Origin of the sequence: Streptomyces sp. NRRL F-2664 (assembly GCF_000719345.1) — a bacterium.
Taxonomy (GTDB): domain Bacteria; phylum Actinomycetota; class Actinomycetes; order Streptomycetales; family Streptomycetaceae; genus Streptomyces.
The window spans coordinates 239,911-260,428 of the sequence record NZ_JOFX01000005.1 but is presented as its reverse complement, the minus strand read 5'-3'; the positions used below and the strand labels follow the sequence as shown (position 1 = coordinate 260,428).

Sequence of the window (20,518 nt, the reverse complement as noted above, 5' to 3'; positions counted from 1 at the left end):
GAATCGAGCGGGTCGGGCCGCGTCCGTCGGACTACGGCTTCGACGTACGTCAGGGTGCTGCGTCTTGCGCGTACGTCATGACGCTGCGCTTTCGGGGTACGTCGTCGTGCCGCCGAGCACCGCGGCGAGTTCGCCGCGGGACGTGACCCCCAGTTTGGGGAACATCCGCTGGAGATGGGTGCTCACCGTCCGGGGCGAGACGTACAACCGCTCGCCGATCTCCCGGTTCGTCAGACCCTGCGCGGCGAGCTGGGCGACATGCAGCTCGGTCGAGGTCAGCCGATCGACCGCGGCCGGATCCTGGCGCGGGGACGAGGCGCCCGCGGCGCGCAGCTCCTGCCGTGCCCGCTCCGCCCATGCCGACGCGCCGAGGGCGTCGAAGATCTCGCGTGCGGCCTGCAGGGCGACGCGGGACTCCGCGGGCCGCCGGTGACGCCGCAGCCACTCGCCCAGGGCAAGGCGTGCCCGCGCCCCCTCGAACGGCCAGTCCGTGGGGACGGCGTCGAGGGCCGCCCTGTACAGCGGCTCGGCGGCATCCTGCGGGCTCAACAGGGCCCGGCCCAGTCGCAACCCGCAGAGGAGGGCGGGCGAAGACGTCGATTCCCCGAGCGGGGTCAGCTCCCGCATGATGTCGCGTGCCACCTCCGCGGATTCGCTGCGCACCGCCGCCTCGACCAGCTCCGCGACCGCGTAGAAGCGCAGCCAGGAGTGGAAGGCGGGGTCGGCCGGGTCGAAGACGCGGTGCAGGTGGCCGAACGCGTCGCCGTAGCGGCCCTGGCAGAGGGCCGCCTGCCCGCGCGCCATCTGCATGATGGCCAGCACCGGGCGCCCTCCGCTGGGAAGGGCCTCGCGTTCGGCTTCCGCCGCCCATTCCTCTGCCGCGGGGTCGCCGCTGATGGCGGCCAGCTGCGCGCGGATGGCATTCACCATCGCGTGCACAAGAGGCTGACCGGTCTCGCGGGCGAGCGACGCGGCCTCCTCCGCGGCGAGGGAAGCAGCGCGCACGTCACCCAGCCGTGCGGCGCTCCCTGCCTGGACGCAGAGGGCGCGGGCCAGCATCGACAGCCTGCCTTGCGCTCGCAGGGCGTCCAGCGACCTCGCCGTCAACCGGCTCGCCAGGGCGGGAGCGCCCACGGTCACGGCGGCGGCGCCCAGGAGCTGGTCCCCCTCCGCGTTCTCCGATGAGCGCTCCAGCTGACTCGCCAGGCCCTCCACAGCCCCTTCCCCACGCTCGACCGGCGCCGAGTACGCCCGCAGAGCGACCAGGTCGGCGTTGTCGGCAGGCACAGGCATCCGGTCGGCAGCGGCGGCGACCCGCTCGCGGGCGGCCGGGCCCGGCTCTCCCCAGAAGCACTGCAGGACCGCGCTCCACAGCATGCGCAGCCCCAGTGCCGGCTCGCCGTCGGCGGCGATCTCGACCGCCAGCTCGGCCAGCTCGGCGGTCGCGGCGCCCTCGCCCCGCGTCCCCTCGGCCAGAGCGATGCTGACCCAGGCCGCGCGGCCGTGGTCCCGGGCCGAAAGGTCCAGGGAGCGCGCCTGGGACAGCAGATGCGTCGCGACATCTCCTTGGCCCGACTCCAGTGCGAGCTCCGCCGCCCGGAGCAGCCGGTCCGCCCGTGCGGAGGGGTCCTTCGTCAGCTCCGCCGCCCGCCTCAGCGCGGCGAGAGCTGCGGCGACACCGCCTCGCCGCAGGGCTCTGCCGGCAGTGGAGTCCAGATCCCGTGCCACTCTCTCGTCGAGACCGGCGGTGGCGGCGGCATGGTGCCATGCCTGCCGATCGGGCTGCCCCTGGAGCGCGGCGGCCAGCGCGGCGTGCGCGGCCTGGCGCTCCACGGCGGTGGCGGCGTGGTGCATCGCCGAGCGGACGAGGGGGTGTCTGAAGGCCAGCCCCTGGGCCTCCACCAGGCCCGCAGCGATCGCCGCCTCGAAAACACCGACGTCGACCGCCGTCCCGAGCATCCGGGCCGCCGCGTCGAGGCATTCCTCCATCGTCCCGTCACCATTGAGGGCCGAGAGAAGCAGGACCGCGCGGGTGTCGGCCGGCAGGCGGGAGACCCGTGCCGTGAACGTCCGCTCCAGCCGCGCGGTCAGCGGCAGCGGGCCCGGATGGAGCGCGTACGCCCCGCCGACCGACTGCAGCGCGACCGGCAACTCGGTCAGCGCCAGGGGGTTCCCGGCGGCCTCCTCCAACAGCCGCCGTCTGACCTGCTGTCCCAGTCCGGGGGCCACTGCGTCCAGTACCTCCCCGGACACCTCGTCCGTCAGCGGGCCCAGGTGCAGCACAGGCAGGCCGGCACTGCTGAGGCGGTCGTCGAGGCGCCGGGTGACGGCGATCAGAACGAGGGGGTCGGATTCGATCCGCCGCGCCACGAACCCGAGCACATCGATGCTGGCACGGTCCATCCAGTGGGCGTCCTCGACGACCACCAGCAGCGGCGCCTTCGACGCCGCGTCCGTCAGCAGGGTCAGCGCGGCCAAGCCGACGAGGTACAGATCGGGTACGGCCTCGTCGACGAGCCCGACGGCCGCGAGCAGCGCGGTGCGCTGACGTCCCGGCAAGTCGTCGATTCCGTCTCTCAGTTGGTGAACCAACTGGTGCAGGCCTGCACAGGGCAGGTCTTCCTCCGACTGGACCCCCACAGCGGTGATCACACGGGTCCCGCCGCGTGCTGCCGCGCCCGCGGCCTCCGCGACCAGTGCCGACTTGCCGATCCCCGGCGCCCCGGTGATCACCGTAGCGCCGCCCGAACCGGCGGCCCCCTGCTCTACCAGAGCGGTCAGCGTGCGACGCTCCGTCTCGCGCCCCAGTAGGACCCGCCGATGCATGCCGCACCCCCCGTTTCTCGGTACCTCCCCAGCACCCGACGGCTCCGCGTCCTCGCGGAACCAGACGACCTGGCGGCATCTCCGTTGGTGGGCGGTGTGAAAGCCTGGTCTGGACACCGTTCATGTAATGGTATGCGTGCTACCGAGCGGTAATGACCGCTGTCCGCATGCGCGAAACCGAGCCGCCGCCGGGACGTCCGAGGCCACCGCCTGGCCTGACAGCAACGTTCGAAGCGATCTTGCATGACGCGGGAACTTGGGATGCGGGGCGCCGCAAAGCTGCAGGCCGGCGGAAACCGTCGGTCGGACACAACCAGCAGGAGCCCCACGCACAGTGTGGGGCTCCTCTTCGTGTTGCTGCGACACTGCTCCCTTCCCTCACGTGCCCAGGACCACCAGGCCCGTGGGGCGGATCAGGCTGCCCGGGGTCACCGACGTGAAGGTATGGGGCAGGGACAGTCGGGGGGCGTCGTCCCCCGCAGGGGCCGCGTCGAAGAGGTACGCCGCCCCGGCCGTGGTGTCGCTGACCAGGTGCGGACCCTGCGCCGCGGCCGCGGCCGCGGCCTCGGCGAGCGGGGTGCGGAAGAGCCGCCGGAGGTGGCGCAGGGTCTCCGGCGTCACCGGAGCCCGCAGCGGCTCCGGCCGGTCGGCGGGGCGGGTTCCGCGCCGCTCCGATGCGCAGTCCGGTCCGGCGGCGGGCGCGGGCGGGGCGTCAGGCGGGATCGCGCCGGTCAGCAGCAGGGCCAGCAGGACCGGTACGGCCTTGCGCCGCAGGGTCTCGGTGGCCGAGCGCAGTCGGTGCGCGTGGGTCGCCGGCAGCGACAGCGCGAGGCTGCCCGCGACGCCCCCCGTGGCCAGGGGAACCGCCGAGCAGACGACCCCGGGGGAGTATTCGAGCAGGTCGAAGACGGGCGCCCCCGGAGCGACCGCGTCCAGTGCCGTGAACAGGGCCCGGCTGTCGGTGATGGTCTGCGGCGTGAGCCGGGCGGGCCGGTGCCGGGCCACGTGGTCGGCGCGGCGGTCGTGGTCGAGCTGGGTCAGCAGGCACTTGCCCACCGCGCTGGCGTGCGCGGCGTCCCGGAAGTCGACCCACTCCTGGACCGGCGGGGTCGCCGGCCCGGCCGCCATCTGCGTGATGTGGACCTCGCCCCCCGCATACCGGCTGAGGTACACGGCGGCGCCCGCGCTGTCCCGGGCCAGGGAGAGCGTGCGGTGCAGCTGGCCGGCCAGCCCCTGGCCGCCGGCGGCCGCGAGCCGGTCCAGGGCCGGGCCACGCCCGTACACGCCGGCCCCCGGCCGGTCCGCGTACTCCTCCTCGCACAGCATCGCCAGCAGCGGCCGCAGCTCCGCCTCCGCGAGCCCCGACTCACGTGCGAGCTGGGCGGCCCGGACGCCGAGCGGGTGCTGCTCCAGGACGCGTACGACCGCCAGGGCCCGGCGGGCCTCGGCCAGGGCCTCGCCCGTGCCGCCCTGTACGACGGTCCGGCGCGCCGCGGCCGTCAGCGCCGGGTGGCGCAGCGGCCCGGTGGCCGGCCGGGCCGCCGCCACCGGCGCGACGACCGTGACGGGAGGCGGCTGGAACGCGCTCAGCGCGCCCGACAGCCCCGGCCGCGGCAGCGGCACCGGGCCGAGGTCGGGGTCGTCGCACTGGTCCACGTAGCGCAGCACTGCAGCCTGCGCGCACAGCCGGATCTCCCGCAGGTCGCGCCGGCCCGTCGGCCGGAAGCCGCGGCGGCCCAGCTCGCGCGCCCAGTGCCGGGCGTCGTGGTGCTCGCCGCGCCGGGAGTGGTCGAGGAAGAGGCAGTAGGCGGCCGCGGCGGCCTTCGCGCTCCCGGACGCGGCGGCGAACTGCCACCAGAAGCGGGCGCCTTCGCGCATCCCGGCGAGGTGGAGGAGGCAGCCGAAGACGACGGCGCCGGACAGGTCGGTGCGCAGCGCGGTGAAGGAGTTCAGGTGGGCGGGCGCATCGGGTTCGCACACCAGGGCCAGGCAGACCGCCTTGAGGTCGCGCCGGGCCCGCTCGGCGTCGAGCGGGCGGTCGTGGACCGGGTCGCTCCAGCCGTGGGCGGCCGGGCGCCGGGCCCGGTGCGGGACGTGCGGGTGCGGTGTGGCGCGCAGCAACCGGGCCTCGGCGGCGCCGAGGTCGTAGTGGCGGTAGCGGTCGCGGACGCCTACCCGGGCGAGGAACTCGGCCAGCGAGCGGGGCGCCGGGTCGCCGTCCGCCCGCTCCAGCCGATCACGGCGCCTCATGATCCGGCTGGTTCGGCCGGCTCCGACGCGTCCGCCGGATCGGCGCACGTGTCGAGCAGCCGGGCGAGGCGTCGGTGGGCCTGGCCCAGGTAGGAGCGGACGGTGGGTTCGTCGACGCCCATCACGGAGGCCGCCTCGCCGGGTGTGCACTGCAGCCCGTACCGCAGGAGCACGGTGTCGCGCTGGCGCTCTGCGAGCCGGGACACGGCCGAGTAGAAGCGGATCGTGTCGGTCAGCACCTCGTACTGGTCGGCGTGCGCTTCCTTGAGCGCCGCCTCGAAGGCGCTGATGTCCATGGGCTCCGGTTCCTGCTGCCAGGGGTGGCGCCGCTGCCGGCGGTCGACCAGGCAGTGCTTGAGGACGGTCCACGCGTACGCGTCCAGGCGGTCCATGTGGAGCATGCGCAGCCAGTCGCCCATGATGGAGTCGAAGGTGGCGTCCACGGCCTCCTCGGCATCCGTGTCCGACCCCAGCTGCAGATACGCGAAGCGCATGTACACGGGGCGCCGGTTGGCATGGAAGGCCCAGTACGACAGGCGTGCCGCCGGGTCCCACTGGCTCATGGGAGTCGGCCGCCGACGCCGGCTCGGCAGTCCCACGGCCCCACCGGACTCCTCCGGTCCGCCATCGCTCACCGCTCCACCTCATCCCCTGGTGTGCAGGACAGAAAAGCAGCGCGGGCGCACTTGGGGGGCGCAGAGAAGAAACCTGGGAAGCAATGCGTCGCCGATGATCGAACCGTGATCGTTCTCGATCGCACAGGTCTCCAGCCAGCACGTATGCATATGCCCGCGACCGGTGCCGCCGTCCCGCCGGTCGGGCGCTGCGCGGTCCCGCTGTACCATGGGCGCGATCGCGAGGGCCGTGACGGAGAGGTCACTGCCCTCGCTTTTGCTTTGTGTCCACCGGAGAACAATTGCGGCGCGTGGCCGTTCGGCGGTTCGATACGATGAACCGCACTCACAGTCCGTGACGTCACGACGCACCGCACAGAGGAAATGGAGCATCCGAGGATGGCTCGACACCTGATCACCAGCGCGCTTCCCTACATCAACGGGATCAAGCACCTGGGCAACATGGTCGGGTCGATGCTTCCGGCGGATGTGTACTCCCGGTACCTCCGCCAGCGCGGCCACGACGTCCTCTACATCTGCGCCACCGACGAGCACGGCACCCCCGCCGAACTCGCCGCCAAGGAGGCCGGGATCTCGGTCGCCGACTTCTGCGCGCAGGCCCACGACGCCCAGAAGGCGGTCTACGACGGCTTCGAGCTGTCCTTCGACTACTTCGGCCGCAGCTCCTCGCCGCAGAACGTCGAGATCACCCAGCACTTCGCCCGCCGGCTCCAGGAGAACGGCTTCATCGAGGAGCGGGCGATCCGGCAGGTCTACTCGCCGGCCGACGGCCGCTTCCTGCCGGACCGCTACGTCGAGGGCACCTGCCCGCACTGCGGCTACGACAAGGCCCGCGGCGACCAGTGCGAGAACTGCACCCGCGTCCTGGACCCCACGGACCTGATCGAGCCGCGCTCGGCCATCTCCGGCTCCACGGAGCTGGAAGTCCGGGAGACCAAGCACCTCTTCCTCCTGCAGTCCAAGCTCCAGCACGAGGTCGAGGCCTGGGTCGCCGAGCACGAGGAGGAGTGGCCGCAGCTGGCCTCCTCGATCGCCCGCAAGTGGCTGACCGAGGGCCTGCACGACCGCGCCATCACCCGTGACCTCGACTGGGGCGTCCCGGTGCCGGCCGACACCTGGCCCGACCTGGCCGCCGAGGGCAAGGTCTTCTACGTCTGGTTCGACGCCCCGATCGAGTACATCGCCTCCACCAAGGAGTGGGCGGACGCCGATCCGGCGAACCGCGACTACAAGGCCTGGTGGTACGAGGCCGAGGACGTCCGCTACACCCAGTTCATGGCCAAGGACAACGTCCCGTTCCACACGGTGATGTTCCCCGCCACCGAGCTGGGCACCCGCGAGCCGTGGAAGAAGGTCGACTACGTCAAGGCCTTCAACTGGCTGACGTACTACGGCGGCAAGTTCTCCACCTCGCAGAAGCGCGGCGTCTTCACCGACCAGGCGCTGGAGATCCTTCCCGCCGACTTCTGGCGCTACTTCCTGATCGCCAACGCCCCCGAGTCCGACGACTCGTCCTTCACGTGGGAGCACTTCGCCGCCACGGTCAACAAGGACCTCGGCGGCACCCTCGGCAACTTCGTGAACCGCGTCCTGACCTTCTCCCGCAAGAAGTTCGGCGACGAGGTCCCGGCCGGCAGCCCCGCCGGCGAGGCCGAGGCCAAGCTCGGCGAGCAGATCGCCGAGCTGCTCGCCGAGTACGAGGGCCACATGGACACCCTCCAGTACCGCAAGGCCGCGGCCGCGCTGCGCGCCCTGTGGTCCGCCGGCAACGCCTACCTGGACGAGAAGGCCCCCTGGCTGGAGGTCAAGACCGACCTCGACGGCGCCGCGCTCACCCTGCGCACCGCGATGAACCTCATCCACCTCTACTCGGTGGTCTCCGAGCCGTTCATCCCGGCCTCGGCACGCGCCATGCGCTCGGCGTTCGCGCTCGCCGACGACACGGCGTCGTGGGTCGCCCCCGAGCAGGCCAAGGCCCTGGACGCGGTCCCGGCCGGTACCCCGTTCACCGTCCCGCCGGTGCTCTTCGCCCGCGTCACCGAGGAGGACCTGGAGTCCTACCGCGAGCGTTTCGGTGGTTCCGAGGCCGGCTGACACCCGTCCGGACCGAAGGGGCGCGGCCGATGGCCGCGCCCCTTCGGCGTTCTCGGGCGCCCTGCCGCTCGCGGCCGGCGCGGCAGGTGCACGGATTCCCCGGGCCCGCCGCGTGTCGAAGCCGGGCCTTGATCGTTTCTTCAGGCGTAACCCTTGTCGCTTGCGGAGATCGGGAGGACGCGCGGTGGCCGCATGGCAGTACTTCGCCGGGGCGGGGCTGGTGGCGGCGCTCTGTCCGCTCCACGGCCACGTGGCGGTCGCGGGCGACGGCCACGGCCGGGGGGCCCGCGTCGACCTGTGCGTCCCGGCCGGCCGCCCGCAGCGCCCGCACGTGCCGCCGGTGGGCGGGCCCCCGGTCCGCGTCACCGTGCCCGGAACAGGCGGGCCGACGGTGCGCCATCCCGGGCGGAGCCCCGGGCCCGCCGCCGGGGCGCGCCCCGCGGTGCCGGGCACGCCCGGGCCGGAGCAGCCGTCCGCCGCCGTGGCGCCGGCCGGGCCCTCCGCGAAGGCGGTGGCCGCGCCGGCGGAGCCGCCGACGCCCGCGCCGGAGCCGCAGGCGGCTTCCGCAGCGGCTCCTGCCGTAGCGTCCGCCCCGCCCCGGCCCAGGGCCGCCGCCGCGCCCATGAGCGCCTTCCACGTGCGTCCGTACCGCTCTGTCGCCCTGCAGCGGCGCGACCCGGGCGGGATGTCCACCGTCATGCTCATGGTCGTCGTCACCACGCCCGCCGTGCTCGCCGCCGCCGCGCTGCGCCCGCGTGGCACGAGCCGGCGCTGACCCTGCCCGTCCGTACCGCCGTCCGCCCACCGATCCACACCACCGGGAGAATCCACGTGTCCGAATGGCTGGTCCTGGCCATTGCCATGGCGCTCGTCTGCGCCCTCGTCCTCGCCCTCGCGGCGATCCGGCACCGCCGGGCCGCCGCCGACGAGGACACGAGCGAAACCCCCGACGTCATCGAGTACATGACGATGATGGTGGGCGTGGTCTACGCGATCGTGCTGGGCCTGGCCATCGCGGGCGTATGGGAGGCGCGCGGTGCCGCCGAGGACAGCGTGCGCCGGGAGGCCCAGGCGCTGTACGAGGTCACCCAGCGCGCCGACGTCTACCCGGCTGCCGTCCGCGACCGGATCCGGGGCGAGGTGGACGCGTACGTCTCGCACACCGTCGCCGTGGACTGGCCGCTGCTGACCTCCGGCGAGAGCGCCTCGGCCGAGGGCGGCGAGCTGCTCGGCAAGCTCCGCACCTCCGTCACCCACCAGAGCCCCACGACCGAACTCCAGGCGCAGGCCTACCAGCCGCTGCTGGACCACATCGCCGCCGCCGACGAGGCCCGCCACTCGCGGACCCAGAGCTCCGAGTCGACGCTGCCGAGCGTGGTGTGGTTCGGGCTGCTCGTCGGCGGGGTGGTCACCGTCGGGCTGATCTTCACGCTGCAGATCCGGCGGTCGGGGCGGGAGCTGCTCCTGGCGGGGCTCTTCAGCGCGCTGATCGTCTAGGCCCTCGTACTGGGCGTACTCGGGGCTTCGGCCGGTGCGGCGAGAGTGCGTGCCGGGCGCCGTGGGCGCCGTGCGGGACTTTCGCAACACCCCCTAGACCGTCGTCGCCTGCCGCCGGACGGCCTGCACCACCGGCGAACGCCGCAGGGCGTCCGAGATCCGCAGGAGGTCCCGGGGCCCGTCGCAGGCGTCCATCAGGGTCTCCTCGTCCTCGCCGACGATCCCGCCCTCGGGGTCCGCGGACCGGGCCCGTACGGCGGCCGCGACCATGGCGGCGTCGGCGACGGCGCGGGCCGTCTCCTCGTCGGCGCCCTGGGCGACGGCGGTGGCGTGGGCATCGTCGCGCAGGCCCTTGTCGAAGTAGGGGCCGAGGTGCAGGAACCCGTCGTGGATGTCGGACTCCCGCTGGATGACCCGCAGTTCGCCGGCCGTCCACCAGGCCATCTGCACGGAGGGCGTGCCGACGGGGGCGGAGATCTGCACCTCCTGCCACAGCGCGCCGAGCCGGCGGTACGTCGCCCAGGTCTGCCACTGGTCCGAGAGCCGCTGGCAGACGAGCGGCACCACGAAGCCCATGGCGCTGATCAGCGCCCCGAGGGAGGCGAGCGGCGGCGCCACGTAGGTGCTCAGGCCGTCGAGGTCGTGACCGAGCCAGCGGGCGACGACGGCGGTCATCTTCGTGGCGTCGTAGCCGAGGTTGAAGAGGTAGCCGGCGACGATGATCATCAGGCCGATCCGGAGCCAGCCGCGTACCTGGAGGGACCAGCGCCAGCACAGGACCACCATCACCACCGCCGCCACGTGGTGCGCCAGCAGGTAGAGGGCGATCATCTGGCCGACGTAGGGCGTGTTCGCGTAGAAGGTGTCGAAGTCCCGCAGGCGCTCCTCCGGGGTCTCCCCGAGGGCGAAGAGCGCGACCAGGGCCACGATCACGATGCTGTAGCCGAGGATCCAGCGGCGGGAGACGCGCCGGGTCTGTTCGGGCGGCCCGCCCCGCCAGTTGACCATCAGAACCAGGCAGGAGGCGCTGAACGCGGTGATCAGGCAGTACACCAGCGGGGCCGAGAAGTTGGCGACCCCGGTCCAGCGGTTGACGGCCGCGATGGTGGGCGGGGCGGCGAAGGCGAACACCGCCCCGGCCAGCGCCAGCAGGGCCACGACCGAGCGCAGGAGCGGGTCCCGCCAGTTGTGCCGCAGCGCCGGCAGCTTGAAGGCGAGTGAGATCGCCATCGCCGCTGCCGGTATGTAGTAGTCCTCACCGGTCAACGGTCGTTCCTCAGTCCCCGGTAGCCGAGGGAGGCCTCGATCCGCCCCGCCAGGTCATTGCGCTGGACGGGGGCCCGGTGGCCCGCCGACCCGGCCAGCCAGTTCCGGCAGCGGCTGCTCAGCAGTAAGCCGAAGGTCTCGGCCTCGGTCTCCTCCTGGACGTCGGCGCGCGTGCGTGCGGCGACGCGGCGCACCGTCTCGCCGATGTCGGCCTCGTCGGACAGCAGCCGCGCGGCGACGGCGGCGCCGTCGACGTGGTGGCTGCAGTGGCCCGCCTTCATGTGCCACAGCTCGTGGCCCAGGATGACCAGTTGGTGGTCGGGGGCGGTGCGCTCCTCGATGACGACGAGGTCCCGGTCCGCCATGTCGAGCCACAGACCGCTGGCCGTGCGGGGCGGGAACGAAGCCATGCGGAAGTCGACCCGGCGGCCGCGGTGTCTGCTCATGCCCTCACAGAGGGCAGCGTAGAGTTCCACGGGCTCCACGGGGGCGGTCAGCCGGATGCCGGCCACCAGCTCCCCGCACAACCGCCGCTGCTCTCTGCCTATGCTCACCGTTCTCCCCGTCGGCGCGGATCCGGATCAGGACTCAAGGATCAGACCCAGACTTTCGACTGGGTCAGGATTCATTCGGTTTGACGCTTTCGAGGAGCATGTCCAGCCATTCGGTCACCTTGTCCCGGTGCTTGTCGCTGGGCAGTTGGGCGGCGCGCCAGGCGATGCCCCGCACGCCGTGGTTCTGCAGGAGTCTTGCCAGCGGATCGCCCGACGATGCGGCCGCGGCCGGTACGGTTTCCCGCGCCCGCCCCGCGTAGTCCTGGAGCAGCTGTTGCTCGGTCCGCTGGAGTGCGTCCGTCAGGGCGTCGGCGTCGTGGGCCGTGAGGAAGCCGGCGTGCACCCCGAAGAAGCGCTGGATGGCGTCGCAGTGCTCCATGGTGGGGCGGCGATCGCCGTTGATCAGCGCTCCCGCCTGCTGCCTCGACATGCCGGCGCCGTCGGCGATCTCCTGCTGCGTGTAGCGGCGCCCGTTCGCCTTGACGCGGGTGCGCCGGAGCAGGTCGAGCCGCTGCAGGAAGCGGGCCTGGAGGTCGGGTTCACCGGCCGGCCTGCCTTCCAGCAGGGTCTTCACCACATCCGTGGGCACGCCCGAGGCCTCCGAGAGGCGCCGCAGGTCGAAGACCTGGTTCAGGTCGCGGCCCATCTTGCCCGCGAGTTCGGCGACGCGGGCGATGGTCGCGGCCAGGGGTGCGTCGGCCACCGCGACGGGAGCCGGGAAGCCGTCTGTCACCAGTGGTTCTCCTAGATCGCGCGAAGTCGGTACGGCACATGGTCGGCTTCTGGAATCTAGCCGCTCCGGCCCGTAAGGGCTAGAACGTGCCACAGCTGTGGCGGGAATGAGCTGTCAAGAGGCTGGAATTGCCACAATAGTTGACACTCGAATGAAGTCGGTAGCAGGATCGCCACACGGAAATGAAGATCCAGACCGGAGGAGGGGGAGCTCTCAGTGCCACATCTCGCAGCGGTGGGCCCGTCCGATGGCCTCGCCCGAGCCGGTGGGGAACGCCTGGCGGGCGAGGAGTCCGCGCGTGGCGCCGTGCGGTCGGAGCGACGCAAGGAGATTTTGCGCCAGCGCCGCGAAGAGCTGGGCCTGAGCCAGGAGGACCTCGCCGCCCGCCTGCGGATCAGTGTGCGCGCGTACGGAAACTGGGAACGCGGCCTGGTCAAGGAGTGGACGGACCGCAAGCTCCTCGCCCTGGCAGAGGCCCTGGAGATGAGCGAGCGGCAGTGCTTCTGGCTCTTCCGCGTCATGGTCGACCGCGACCCGCCGCCCACGTGGCGTGCCTCCGACGAGAACCGCCTCCCCGAGGACCCGGCGCAGCGCGACTACCTGTGCGACTACGCGGCGCTCATGGAAGCCCTGCCCTACCCGAGCTTCCTGGTGGACCACCGCTGGGACGTCGCCCTCACCAACTCCGCCTTCGACCTGCTCTTCCAGTCCGTACGGCCGCACCCGACGGCCCTGCCGGACGACAACTTCCTGCGCTTCGTGCTGTTCCACCCGGACGCCGCGGCCGTGCTGGAGGACCACGAACCGGCCTGGTGCGTACCCCTGCTCGCGCAGTTCGCGGCGGCGCTCGCCGAAGCCCCGGAGGACGAGGGGCTGTGCAGCATCCGCCAGGAGGTGGCCCGTGACCCGTTCATGGAGGCGGCCTACCGCTACGGCGTCCCCCACTGGCTGAGCAAGCGCGGACCCGAAGCCGCCGAGCAGGACGGGGCGGTGCGCACGGTGCGCCACCCCGACCCGCGGTGGGGCCTGGTCCGCTGCCGGATGGTGGCCGAAACCAGCCGGATGCTGGACGAGATGGGACTGACCAGGATCACGCTGATCCTGTCCGGGCCGCAGGGCGTGCCGACGGGCCCCGTGCGGGGCGGCGCGGCCGTCACCCACCCGCAGCAGGGTGCCCGGCTGCGCGCCGTGCCGTCGCTGGGGGACTGACCGGCCGGGGCAGACTGGTGCGGGGCGCAAGCCCGCCGGCTCTCCGCGCCACCGGCGGCGGCACGAAGCGTGTCGCCGATCGTGGCACCGGGCCGGCAGGGAACCGGGTACCGGTGGCGTCGCGGCCACCGGCGCCGGTGCGGCGTCCGGCACCGGTGCGGGCCTGCGCACCGGCATCTGGCGAAAGGCGGTAGGGGCGTGCGGCTGACGATCCTCGGCGGAGGCGGCTTCCGGGTGCCGCTCGTCTACGGGGCCCTGCTCGGGGACCACGCCGAGGGGCGGGTGTCCCATGTGACGCTCTACGACGAGGATCCGGCGCGGCTCGCCGCCATGACCCGCGTCCTCGCGGACCTGGCCGCGGCCGCCGCAGTGCCCGACGCCCCGGCCGTCACCGCTACCCGGGACCTCGACGAGGCCCTGCGCGGCGCCGACTTCGTCTTCTCCGCCATCCGGGTCGGCGGCCTCGAAGGGCGCGCCGCGGACGAGCGCGTCGCCCTCGCGGAGGGTGTGCTGGGCCAGGAGACGGTGGGCGCCGGCGGGGTGGCGTACGGACTGCGGACCGTCCCGGTGGTGCGGGCGATCGCCCGCAGGATCGCCCGCGTGGCCCCCGAGGCCTGGGTCATCAACTTCACCAACCCGGCGGGCCTGGTCACCGAGGCGATGGCCGAGGAACTGGGCGACCGGGTGATCGGCATCTGCGACTCGCCCGTGGGCCTCGGCCGGCGCATCGCCCGGCTGCTCGGGGCCCGGCCGCAGGAGGCCTGGATCGACTACGTCGGCCTCAACCACCTGGGCTGGGTGCGCGGGCTGCGCATCGCCGGCCGCGACGAACTGCCGCGGCTGCTGGCCGACACGCAGGCACTGGAGTCCTTCGAGGAAGGCCGCCTCTTCGGCGCCGCGTGGCTGCGCTCGCTCGGCGCGATCCCCAACGAGTACCTGCACTACTACTACTTCAACCGGGAGACCGTACGGGCCTACCAGGAGGCGGAGCGGACCCGCGGGGCCTTCCTGCGCGACCAGCAGCGCGGCTTCTACGCCGAGGCCGGCCGGCCCGGGCTGCCCGCCGGGGCGGCCCTGGCCGCCTGGGACCGGACCCGGGCCGAGCGCGAGGCCACGTACATGGCCGAGAACCGCGAGGCGGCCGGGGTGGGTGGGCGCGACGAGAGCGACCTGGAGTCCGGCGGCTACGAGAAGGTGGCGCTGGCGCTGATGCGGGCCATCGCCCGGGACGAGCGGGCCACGCTGATCCTGAACGTCCGCAACGGCTCGACGCTCTCCGTCCTGGACGCGGCGGCGGTCATCGAAGTGCCGTGCCTGGTGGACGGCAACGGTGCACACCCCCTGGGCGTCGAGCAGCTGCCGCTGCACGCGGTGGGCCTGGTGACGGCCGTGAAGGCGGTGGAACGCGAGGTCCTGGCGGCCTCCGCGAGCGGTGCGCGGGCCGACGCCGTGAAGGCCTTCGCCCTCCACCCGCTGGTGGACTCGGTGGCGGTGGCCCGGCGGCTCCTCGACGGCTACGCGCAGGCCCATCCGGGCCTGGCCCACTTGCGCTGACCCGCGGGCGGGGGAGGGCCGGGCCGCGCGCAGGGGTCCCTCCGACGGACCACCGCCGCATGCGGCGGGGCGGGCGGCCTGTGAGAGTGCCAGATGTGACCACTGCCCCCGCCGCAGTCGCGGCGCCGCCCGTGCTCGACCGGCGGCGGCGCAACGTCGTCTTCGGCACGATCATGCTGGGCGTGCTGCTGGCGGCCCTCGACCAGACGATCGTCGGCACGGCCCTCCCCACGATCGTGGGGGACCTCGGCGGCGGGGACCACATGTCGTGGGTGGTGACCTCCTACCTGCTCGCGGAGACCGTGGCGACGGTCCTGGTCGGCAAGTTCGGAGACCTCTTCGGCCGGAAACTGATCTTTCAGATCTCCGCCGTCGTCTTCATCAGCGGCTCCTTCTTCTGCGGCCTGGCCGGCAACATGACGCTGCTCATCGTCTGGCGCGGCGTCCAGGGCATCGGGGCCGGCGGCCTGATGGTCACCGCCATGGCACTGATCGCCGACGTCGTGCCCCTGCGCGAGCGCGGCAAGTACCAGGGCATGATCGGTGCCGTCTTCGGCATCGCCACCGTGATCGGCCCGCTGCTCGGCGGCTTCTTCACCGACCAGCTGACCTGGCGGTGGTGCTTCTACGTCAACGTCCCGATCGCCGTCATGGTCGTCGTCGCGGCCGCCAGGACGATCCCGGCGGTGCGCGCCTCGGGCAAGCCGGTCATCGACTATCTGGGCATCACGCTGGTGGCCATCGGCTCCAGCGCCCTGATCCTGGCCACCAGTTGGGGCGGCAACGAGTACGCGTGGACCTCCCCGGTGATCATCGGCCTGTTCGCGGGCGGTGCGGTGGCGCTGGCGCTGTTCTGCCTGGCCGAGACGCGCGCGGTGGAGCCCACGATCCCGATGCGGCTCTTCCGCAACCCGGTCTTCGCCGTGTGCTCGGTGCTGAGCTTCGTCGTCGGCTTCGCCATGCTCGGCGCCATGACGTTCCTGCCGACCTACCTCCAGTACGTCGACGGGGACTCGGCGACGATCTCGGGCGTCCGGACCCTGCCCATGGTCTTCGGACTGCTGCTCGCCTCCGTCTTCAGCGGCAACGTCGTCAGCAGGACCGGCCAGTACCGGATCTTCCCGATCGTCGGCAACGCGGTCATGGGCGTCGGCCTGTACCTGCTGTCGCGGATGCACCCGGGGGCCAGCAGCCTGCGGGAGTCCCTCTCCATGTTCGTGCTGGGCGTCGGCATCGGCCTGTCCATGCAGGTGCTGACGATCGCCGTGCAGAACACCGTCGACTACGCGGACCTCGGCACCGCCACGTCCGGGGTCACCTTCTTCCGTACGCTCGGCAGCGCCTTCGGGACCGCGGTCTTCGGGACGATCTACGCGAACCACCTGGGACCGTCGCTGGAGGCGGCGGTCGGCGAAGCGGCCCGGGCCACCGGGGAGGATCCGGCGCGCCTCGCCGAAGCCGCCTCGACCCCGGAGGGCGTGCACCGGCTCGATCCGGCCGCCGCGGCACCGATCGTCGAGGCGTACGCGGACGCCCTGCAGACGGTCTTCCTGTGGACCGTGCCGGTGGCGGTGTTCGGCTTCGTCGTGGCGCTGTTCCTCAAGCAGGTCCGGCTGCGCGACAGCGCCCGGGCCGGGTCCACCGACATGGGCGACGGCTTCGGCTCCCCGGCCACGGCCTCGGGCGACTCGGCCAAGCTGCTGGAACTGGCGGTCGGCAAGCTCGTACGGAACATGGGGGCGGACACGGCACGGGGGATCGTCGAGGAGTCCGACACCCGGCTGGACATCGCGGGCGCGTGGACGGTGATGCAGGTCGAGCTGATGACCAGGACCATCGGCTACTCCACCATCGGCCTGGTCGCCGGCCGGCGTTCACTCCCGCCCGAAGTGCTGCTCCCGGTGTTCGACCGGATGGTCGAGGAGGGCTTCCTCACCCGCGAGGACTCCTTCTTCAGCCTCACACCGGCCGGTCAGCGCGAGGCGGACGTGATCTCTGCCGCCTGGGCCCGGTGGCTCGGCGACCAGCTGGAGAAGGACCGCGGCCGGCCGCGCAGCGCCGAACTGCGGGTCGCCGCGGACGCCATCGCGAAACGACTGCTGGCCGAGGACCTGGGCGAGGGCAACTTCGCCCCGAAGGTGGTCGTACGGCACTAGGTGTGCCGGGCGTCGAGCCCGGCACGCCCGACGGGGCGCGCCGGGCGGGAACTCCCGGGGGCGTCCGGGCGTCTTCCCCTTCGAGGGGACGAACCATGACTGGGGGCAAGGCAGATGGGGACCACGATCACGCTGGCCGAGGAGATCACGCTGCTCTCCCTGGACGACGGGTCCGGGGCGGTGCGGCAGCGCCAGGCGGTCGGCCCGGCCGTGGCGGGGGCGATCCTGCTCGAACTGGTCATGGCGGAGCGGGTGGTCGTCGCGGACAAGCGGCTGCAGCTCGTCAGCGCCGAACCCATGGGGGAGCCCCTCCTCGACGACCGCTACCGGCTGATCGAGGCCTGGTTGCGCGGCCGTGCGCGGCGCCCCGTCTCGCAGTGGCTGACGAAGGACGCCGCGAAGGCGGTCCCCGCCGTGCTGGCACGCCTCGGCGAGCGCGGACTGGTCCTGCCGCAGGAGCGCAAGGTGCTGGGGATGTTCCCGCTGCGTCGCTATCCGGAGGCCGACGGCAGGGCCGAGCGTGCCCTGCGGGAGCGGCTCGCGGCGGCCGTCCTGCAGGGGGCCGAGCCGGACGAGCGCACGGCCGGGGTCATCGCCCTGCTCCACGCCGCGAAACTGCACCGCCTGGCCTTCCCCGACCACCGCCCCCGCACGGTGCGCCCCAGGATGGCGGAGATAGCCGACGGCCAGTGGGCGGCCGAGGGCGTCCGCAGGGCCATCCGCGACATGCATGCGGCCGTGGTGACGGCGACGGTGGCCACGGCGGCCGCGGTGTCCTGACGGGCGTCGCTCCGGCTCCGGGTGCGGTCGGCGGGTGCCGGCGCCACAGCTTTCGTGCTCGACGCTGGAGGCCGGATCATCAGCCCGGTCGGTCAGGCGGTCGGGGACGTTCGGTGGAACTCCTGGGTCACCTGGATCCGGCCGACGCTGTGGGAGTTGAACGCGGCGAGGTCCTCGGCCGGTACCCACAGCTCCAGGATCGTCCGCCCTCCCGCCTGCCGCACCGGATAGCGGCCGAGGAACTCCGAGTCCACCTCGAAGCGGGTGACGAAACCGGCGCCGTCGTGCTTCACGTTCCAGTCCCGGGCGATCCGCACCGCGTACTCCTCGTTGAGGACCGGGTAGAAGATCGGCTGCTCCGGCAGGCGGGGCGGCCAGGCACGCCAGTCCAGCCCGCGGACCAGGTCGAGCTCCGCCGGGCCGGTGGGGCGCCAGAGGGTCGTCGTCGTACGCGGGGCGGGCATGGGTTCGCTCTCTCGTCGCGGCGGATGGGCGGCGGGCTGCCCAGGTGGCGGCCGCCTCGGAGCCCGACCCTACGGGCGCCCCGCGCACCTCCGCCACGGGTTTCGGCCCGGGCCGGCGTGCGGCACGAGCCCCTCTCAGGCGTTCGCGGCCCGGCCCGTCGTGGGGTAGTCGTACGAAGGGACGTCGGGCAGGTCCGACAGGTCGGGGCGCCATGCGCGCAGCACCGCCGCCGACGGGGCGTACAGCGACGAGGGAATCCCGGCGGGTTCGAACCACTCCCAGCGGGCGATCTTGTGCGGCTCGGTGACGACGGGCACGCCCTCCGCGCCGGTGGTGACCGCGGCCGCCGTCAGCCGGGTCAGGTCGGACTGCGCCTCGATCTGCACGGACAGGACGCGGACTCCCTCGGGCGTCACCCGGAGGGCCGTCTCCTCGGCGAGTTCCCGCGCGGCGGCCTCCTCGAAGCCCTCTCCGGGGTCGACCTTGCCGCCCGGCAGCTCCCACCGGCCGTCGTGCGACTGGCCGAGCAGCACCCGGCCGTCCCCGTCCAGGACGACGAGGCCGACGCCCACGACGGCGTGCGGTTGCGGAACGGCCCGTTCGGGGCGCTCCTGCTCGGAGTGCTCGGAGCGATCGCCTGAGGTGGTCATGGACGTCCTTCCGCAGAGGTGGTGGGCCGGGCACGGACGTGGATCCGTTCGCCCTGGGGCCCGAAGAGGCTGAGGAACTCCGCCGGGTGCGCACCGGCGTTGCAGAACGCGTGCGGCGTCCGCGTGTCGAACTCGGCGGCCTCCCCGGGGCCGAGGACGAGGTCGTGCTCCCCGAGCAGCAGCCGGACCCGCCCGGACAGCACGTACAGCCACTCGTAGCCCTCGTGCACCTTCAGTTCCGGTACGGGCGGTGGATCCTCGACGGGCGGCAGGATCTGCTTGAAGGCGTGTACGCCGCCGAAGTTGCGGGTGAGCGGGATGTAGGTGTGACCGTGCCGGACGAAGGGGCGCGGGCGGATCCGCGGATCCCCCGTCTCCGGCGCTCCGACCAGCTCGTCGAGCGCCACTCGGTGCGCCTTGGCCAGCGGGAGCAGCAGCTCCAGCGTCGGCCTGCGCTGCCCCGATTCCAGCCGGGAGAGCGTGGACAGCGAGATCCCCGTGGTTTCGCTGAGCTGGGCCAGTGTGGTGCCGCGCCGGCGGCGCAGGGCGCGCAGCCGCGGGCCCACGGCGGTGAGCACGTCGGCGAGTTCCTCGTCCTGCTTCTCGGGGGCCATGCCTCCATTTGCCGCTTCGGCAAGAACATTTGTCAAATCTCCCCGGCGGGCAGACCCTCGCAGACATGGACGACGCAAGGGAAGACTCGTACGACGTGGTGGTCGTCGGTGGCGGCGCTGCTGGACTGGCCGGGGCCCTCACCCTGGTCAGGGCCCGCCGTTCGGTCCTGGTGATCGACTCCGGCAGCCCGCGCAACGCCCCGGCCGCGCACATGCACGGCTACCTCGGACTCGACGGCGAGAGCCCGGCCGCGCTGCTCGCCCGGGGCCGCCTTGAGGTCGAGGGCTACGGCGGGCGGATCCGGTCCGGCACGGTCGTCGCCGCGGACCTGCTGCCCGGGGGCGGGTTCCTCGTCCGCTGCGGGGACGGTTCGACCGTGCGGGCGGGGCGGCTGCTGGTCGCGACCGGTCTGGTGGACGAGCTGCCGCCGGTCCCCGGGCTCGGGGCCCGCTGGGGCAGGGACGTGCTGCACTGCCCGTACTGCCACGGCTGGGAGGTGGGGGACCAGCCGGTCGCGGTGCTGGCCGACGGGCCGCTCGCCGTGCACCAGGCGCAGATGTGGCGGCACTGGAGTGCACGGACCACGCTGCTCGCGCACACCTGGCCGCTCACCGAGGAGGACCGGGAGGTGGCGGCGGCCCTCGGGATCCGGGTGGTCGAGGGGGAGGTCACCGGTCTGGTCGTCGAGGACGACCGGCTGACCGGGGTCGGCATGGCCGGCGGAGCCGTGGTGGAGTGCAGGGCGCTGGTGGTGGCCCCGCGGTTCACGGCCCGGTCGGGGGTCCTGACCGGCCTGGGCCTGCCGATGACGGACATGGTGCGGGACGGCCACGTGATCGGGCGTTGCGTCGCCTCCGACCCCGAGACCGGGGCCACCGCGCTGCCCGGGGTATGGGTGGCGGGCAACGTCACGGCCCCGCTGGAGAAGGTCGCGGGGGCGGCCGCCCAGGGCGTCCGGGCCGCTGCCGCGCTCAACGCCGACCTGATCGGGGCGGAGACCCGGCGGGCGGTGGCGGCCCGCCGCGCGGGCGCGGCGGCGGACACGGTCCGCGGCTGAGCGGGTGACGGGCAGCCCCGCTGACCGGCGGTCCGGCTGACCGGCAGTCCCGCGGACCGGCCGGCCGGCGGTCGACGGCCGCGGCCGGGGCGCCGCCTGCCGGACACGTGTGCGGGTTTCGGCCGTGCCCCGTACGCGCAGGCTTCTGAGCGGTGTGATCGTCGTACGGTCCAACAG

Annotated in this window: 16 protein-coding genes and 1 pseudogene; 8 read left to right on the top strand and 9 right to left on the bottom strand. The window is 73.2% G+C overall.

Annotated features, from left to right (window positions below):
- Nucleotides 1-75 precede the first annotated feature (75 nt).
- From IF89_RS0108475 to IF89_RS0108465, 3 genes and pseudogenes are all read right to left on the bottom strand, one after another.
- Complete coding sequence (locus IF89_RS0108475) at nucleotides 76-2,826, bottom strand: ATP-binding protein (RefSeq protein ID WP_030763533.1); 2,751 nt, start codon at nucleotides 2,824-2,826, stop codon at nucleotides 76-78.
- A 732-nt stretch (nucleotides 2,827-3,558) separates the two neighbouring features.
- Nucleotides 3,559-4,278: pseudogene (locus IF89_RS47545) on the bottom strand (IclR family transcriptional regulator domain-containing protein); the annotation flags it as partial.
- A gap of 794 nt (nucleotides 4,279-5,072) precedes the next feature.
- Nucleotides 5,073-5,711: an RNA polymerase sigma factor gene (locus tag IF89_RS0108465; RefSeq protein WP_234327699.1), complete on the bottom strand. Its 639-nt coding sequence runs from the start codon at nucleotides 5,709-5,711 to the stop codon at nucleotides 5,073-5,075.
- Nucleotides 5,712-6,089: 378 nt separating this feature from the next.
- Between IF89_RS0108465 and metG the strand changes: the two genes are divergently transcribed.
- From metG to IF89_RS0108450, 3 genes are all read left to right on the top strand, one after another.
- Complete coding sequence (metG, locus tag IF89_RS0108460; RefSeq protein ID WP_030763524.1) at nucleotides 6,090-7,805, top strand: methionine--tRNA ligase; 1,716 nt, start codon at nucleotides 6,090-6,092, stop codon at nucleotides 7,803-7,805.
- A 184-nt stretch (nucleotides 7,806-7,989) separates the two neighbouring features.
- Nucleotides 7,990-8,580 carry a hypothetical protein gene (locus tag IF89_RS44500; RefSeq protein WP_030763521.1) on the top strand — a complete coding sequence of 197 codons (591 nt, stop codon included), beginning with the start codon at nucleotides 7,990-7,992 and terminating at the stop codon, nucleotides 8,578-8,580.
- A gap of 56 nt (nucleotides 8,581-8,636) precedes the next feature.
- Nucleotides 8,637-9,302: a DUF4239 domain-containing protein gene (locus IF89_RS0108450; protein ID WP_030763516.1), complete on the top strand. Its 666-nt coding sequence runs from the start codon at nucleotides 8,637-8,639 to the stop codon at nucleotides 9,300-9,302.
- 93 nt (nucleotides 9,303-9,395) lie between these two features.
- Here IF89_RS0108450 and IF89_RS0108445 read toward each other — a convergent pair whose 3' ends face one another.
- From IF89_RS0108445 to IF89_RS0108435, 3 genes are all read right to left on the bottom strand, one after another.
- Complete coding sequence (locus IF89_RS0108445; protein ID WP_030763513.1) at nucleotides 9,396-10,568, bottom strand: MAB_1171c family putative transporter; 1,173 nt, start codon at nucleotides 10,566-10,568, stop codon at nucleotides 9,396-9,398.
- Nucleotides 10,565-11,122, bottom strand: coding sequence for a hypothetical protein (locus IF89_RS0108440; RefSeq protein WP_030763510.1), 558 nt, complete (start codon nucleotides 11,120-11,122; stop codon nucleotides 10,565-10,567). Before IF89_RS0108440 ends, IF89_RS0108445 begins: the two co-directional genes overlap by 4 nt.
- Nucleotides 11,123-11,186: 64 nt before the next feature.
- Complete coding sequence (locus tag IF89_RS0108435) at nucleotides 11,187-11,855, bottom strand: helix-turn-helix domain-containing protein (RefSeq protein WP_030763506.1); 669 nt, start codon at nucleotides 11,853-11,855, stop codon at nucleotides 11,187-11,189.
- 333 nt (nucleotides 11,856-12,188) lie between these two features.
- On the opposite strand from IF89_RS0108435, the gene IF89_RS0108430 reads away from it, so the two are divergent.
- From IF89_RS0108430 to IF89_RS0108415, 4 genes are all read left to right on the top strand, one after another.
- Complete coding sequence (locus tag IF89_RS0108430; protein WP_030763503.1) at nucleotides 12,189-13,064, top strand: helix-turn-helix domain-containing protein; 876 nt, start codon at nucleotides 12,189-12,191, stop codon at nucleotides 13,062-13,064.
- Nucleotides 13,065-13,262: 198 nt separating this feature from the next.
- A complete protein-coding gene (locus IF89_RS0108425) occupies nucleotides 13,263-14,618 on the top strand; it encodes a 6-phospho-beta-glucosidase (RefSeq protein WP_030763500.1) in 1,356 nt (451 codons plus the stop codon).
- 59 nt (nucleotides 14,619-14,677) lie between these two features.
- A complete protein-coding gene (locus IF89_RS0108420) occupies nucleotides 14,678-16,774 on the top strand; it encodes an MDR family MFS transporter (RefSeq protein ID WP_043193324.1) in 2,097 nt (698 codons plus the stop codon).
- A 114-nt stretch (nucleotides 16,775-16,888) separates the two neighbouring features.
- Entirely contained in the window at nucleotides 16,889-17,554 is a 666-nt protein-coding gene (locus IF89_RS0108415; RefSeq protein ID WP_030763496.1) for a GOLPH3/VPS74 family protein, read from the top strand.
- A gap of 92 nt (nucleotides 17,555-17,646) precedes the next feature.
- On the opposite strand, the gene IF89_RS0108410 is transcribed toward IF89_RS0108415, so the two are convergent.
- The 3 genes from IF89_RS0108410 to IF89_RS0108400 form a co-directional block, all read right to left on the bottom strand.
- Nucleotides 17,647-18,018, bottom strand: coding sequence for a hypothetical protein (locus tag IF89_RS0108410; RefSeq protein ID WP_030763493.1), 372 nt, complete (start codon nucleotides 18,016-18,018; stop codon nucleotides 17,647-17,649).
- Between the two features lie 135 nt (nucleotides 18,019-18,153).
- The gene (locus tag IF89_RS0108405) at nucleotides 18,154-18,669 is read right to left on the bottom strand and encodes an NUDIX domain-containing protein (RefSeq protein WP_030763490.1); all 516 of its coding nucleotides are present in this window, start codon (nucleotides 18,667-18,669) and stop codon (nucleotides 18,154-18,156) included.
- Nucleotides 18,666-19,283 carry a helix-turn-helix domain-containing protein gene (locus IF89_RS0108400; RefSeq protein WP_030763487.1) on the bottom strand — a complete coding sequence of 206 codons (618 nt, stop codon included), beginning with the start codon at nucleotides 19,281-19,283 and terminating at the stop codon, nucleotides 18,666-18,668. Before IF89_RS0108400 ends, IF89_RS0108405 begins: the two co-directional genes overlap by 4 nt.
- A 65-nt stretch (nucleotides 19,284-19,348) precedes the next feature.
- Between IF89_RS0108400 and IF89_RS0108395 the strand changes: the two genes are divergently transcribed.
- On the top strand, nucleotides 19,349-20,341 hold the full coding sequence (locus IF89_RS0108395) for an NAD(P)/FAD-dependent oxidoreductase (protein ID WP_030763484.1): 993 nt from the start codon (nucleotides 19,349-19,351) through the stop codon (nucleotides 20,339-20,341).
- Nucleotides 20,342-20,518: the final 177 nt, after the last annotated feature.

Coding starts and splice junctions, on each gene's coding strand:
- IF89_RS0108400 (WP_030763487.1), bottom strand. CDS start 19,283: ATGGCCCCCGAGAAGCAGGACGAGGAACTCGCCGACGTGCTCACCGCC.
- IF89_RS0108475 (WP_030763533.1), bottom strand. CDS start 2,826: ATGCATCGGCGGGTCCTACTGGGGCGCGAGACGGAGCGTCGCACGCTG.
- IF89_RS0108405 (WP_030763490.1), bottom strand. CDS start 18,669: ATGACCACCTCAGGCGATCGCTCCGAGCACTCCGAGCAGGAGCGCCCC.
- IF89_RS0108420 (WP_043193324.1), top strand. CDS start 14,678: ATGCGGCGGGGCGGGCGGCCTGTGAGAGTGCCAGATGTGACCACTGCC.
- IF89_RS0108410 (WP_030763493.1), bottom strand. CDS start 18,018: ATGCCCGCCCCGCGTACGACGACGACCCTCTGGCGCCCCACCGGCCCG.
- metG (WP_030763524.1), top strand. CDS start 6,090: ATGGCTCGACACCTGATCACCAGCGCGCTTCCCTACATCAACGGGATC.
- IF89_RS0108395 (WP_030763484.1), top strand. CDS start 19,349: ATGGACGACGCAAGGGAAGACTCGTACGACGTGGTGGTCGTCGGTGGC.
- IF89_RS0108415 (WP_030763496.1), top strand. CDS start 16,889: ATGGGGACCACGATCACGCTGGCCGAGGAGATCACGCTGCTCTCCCTG.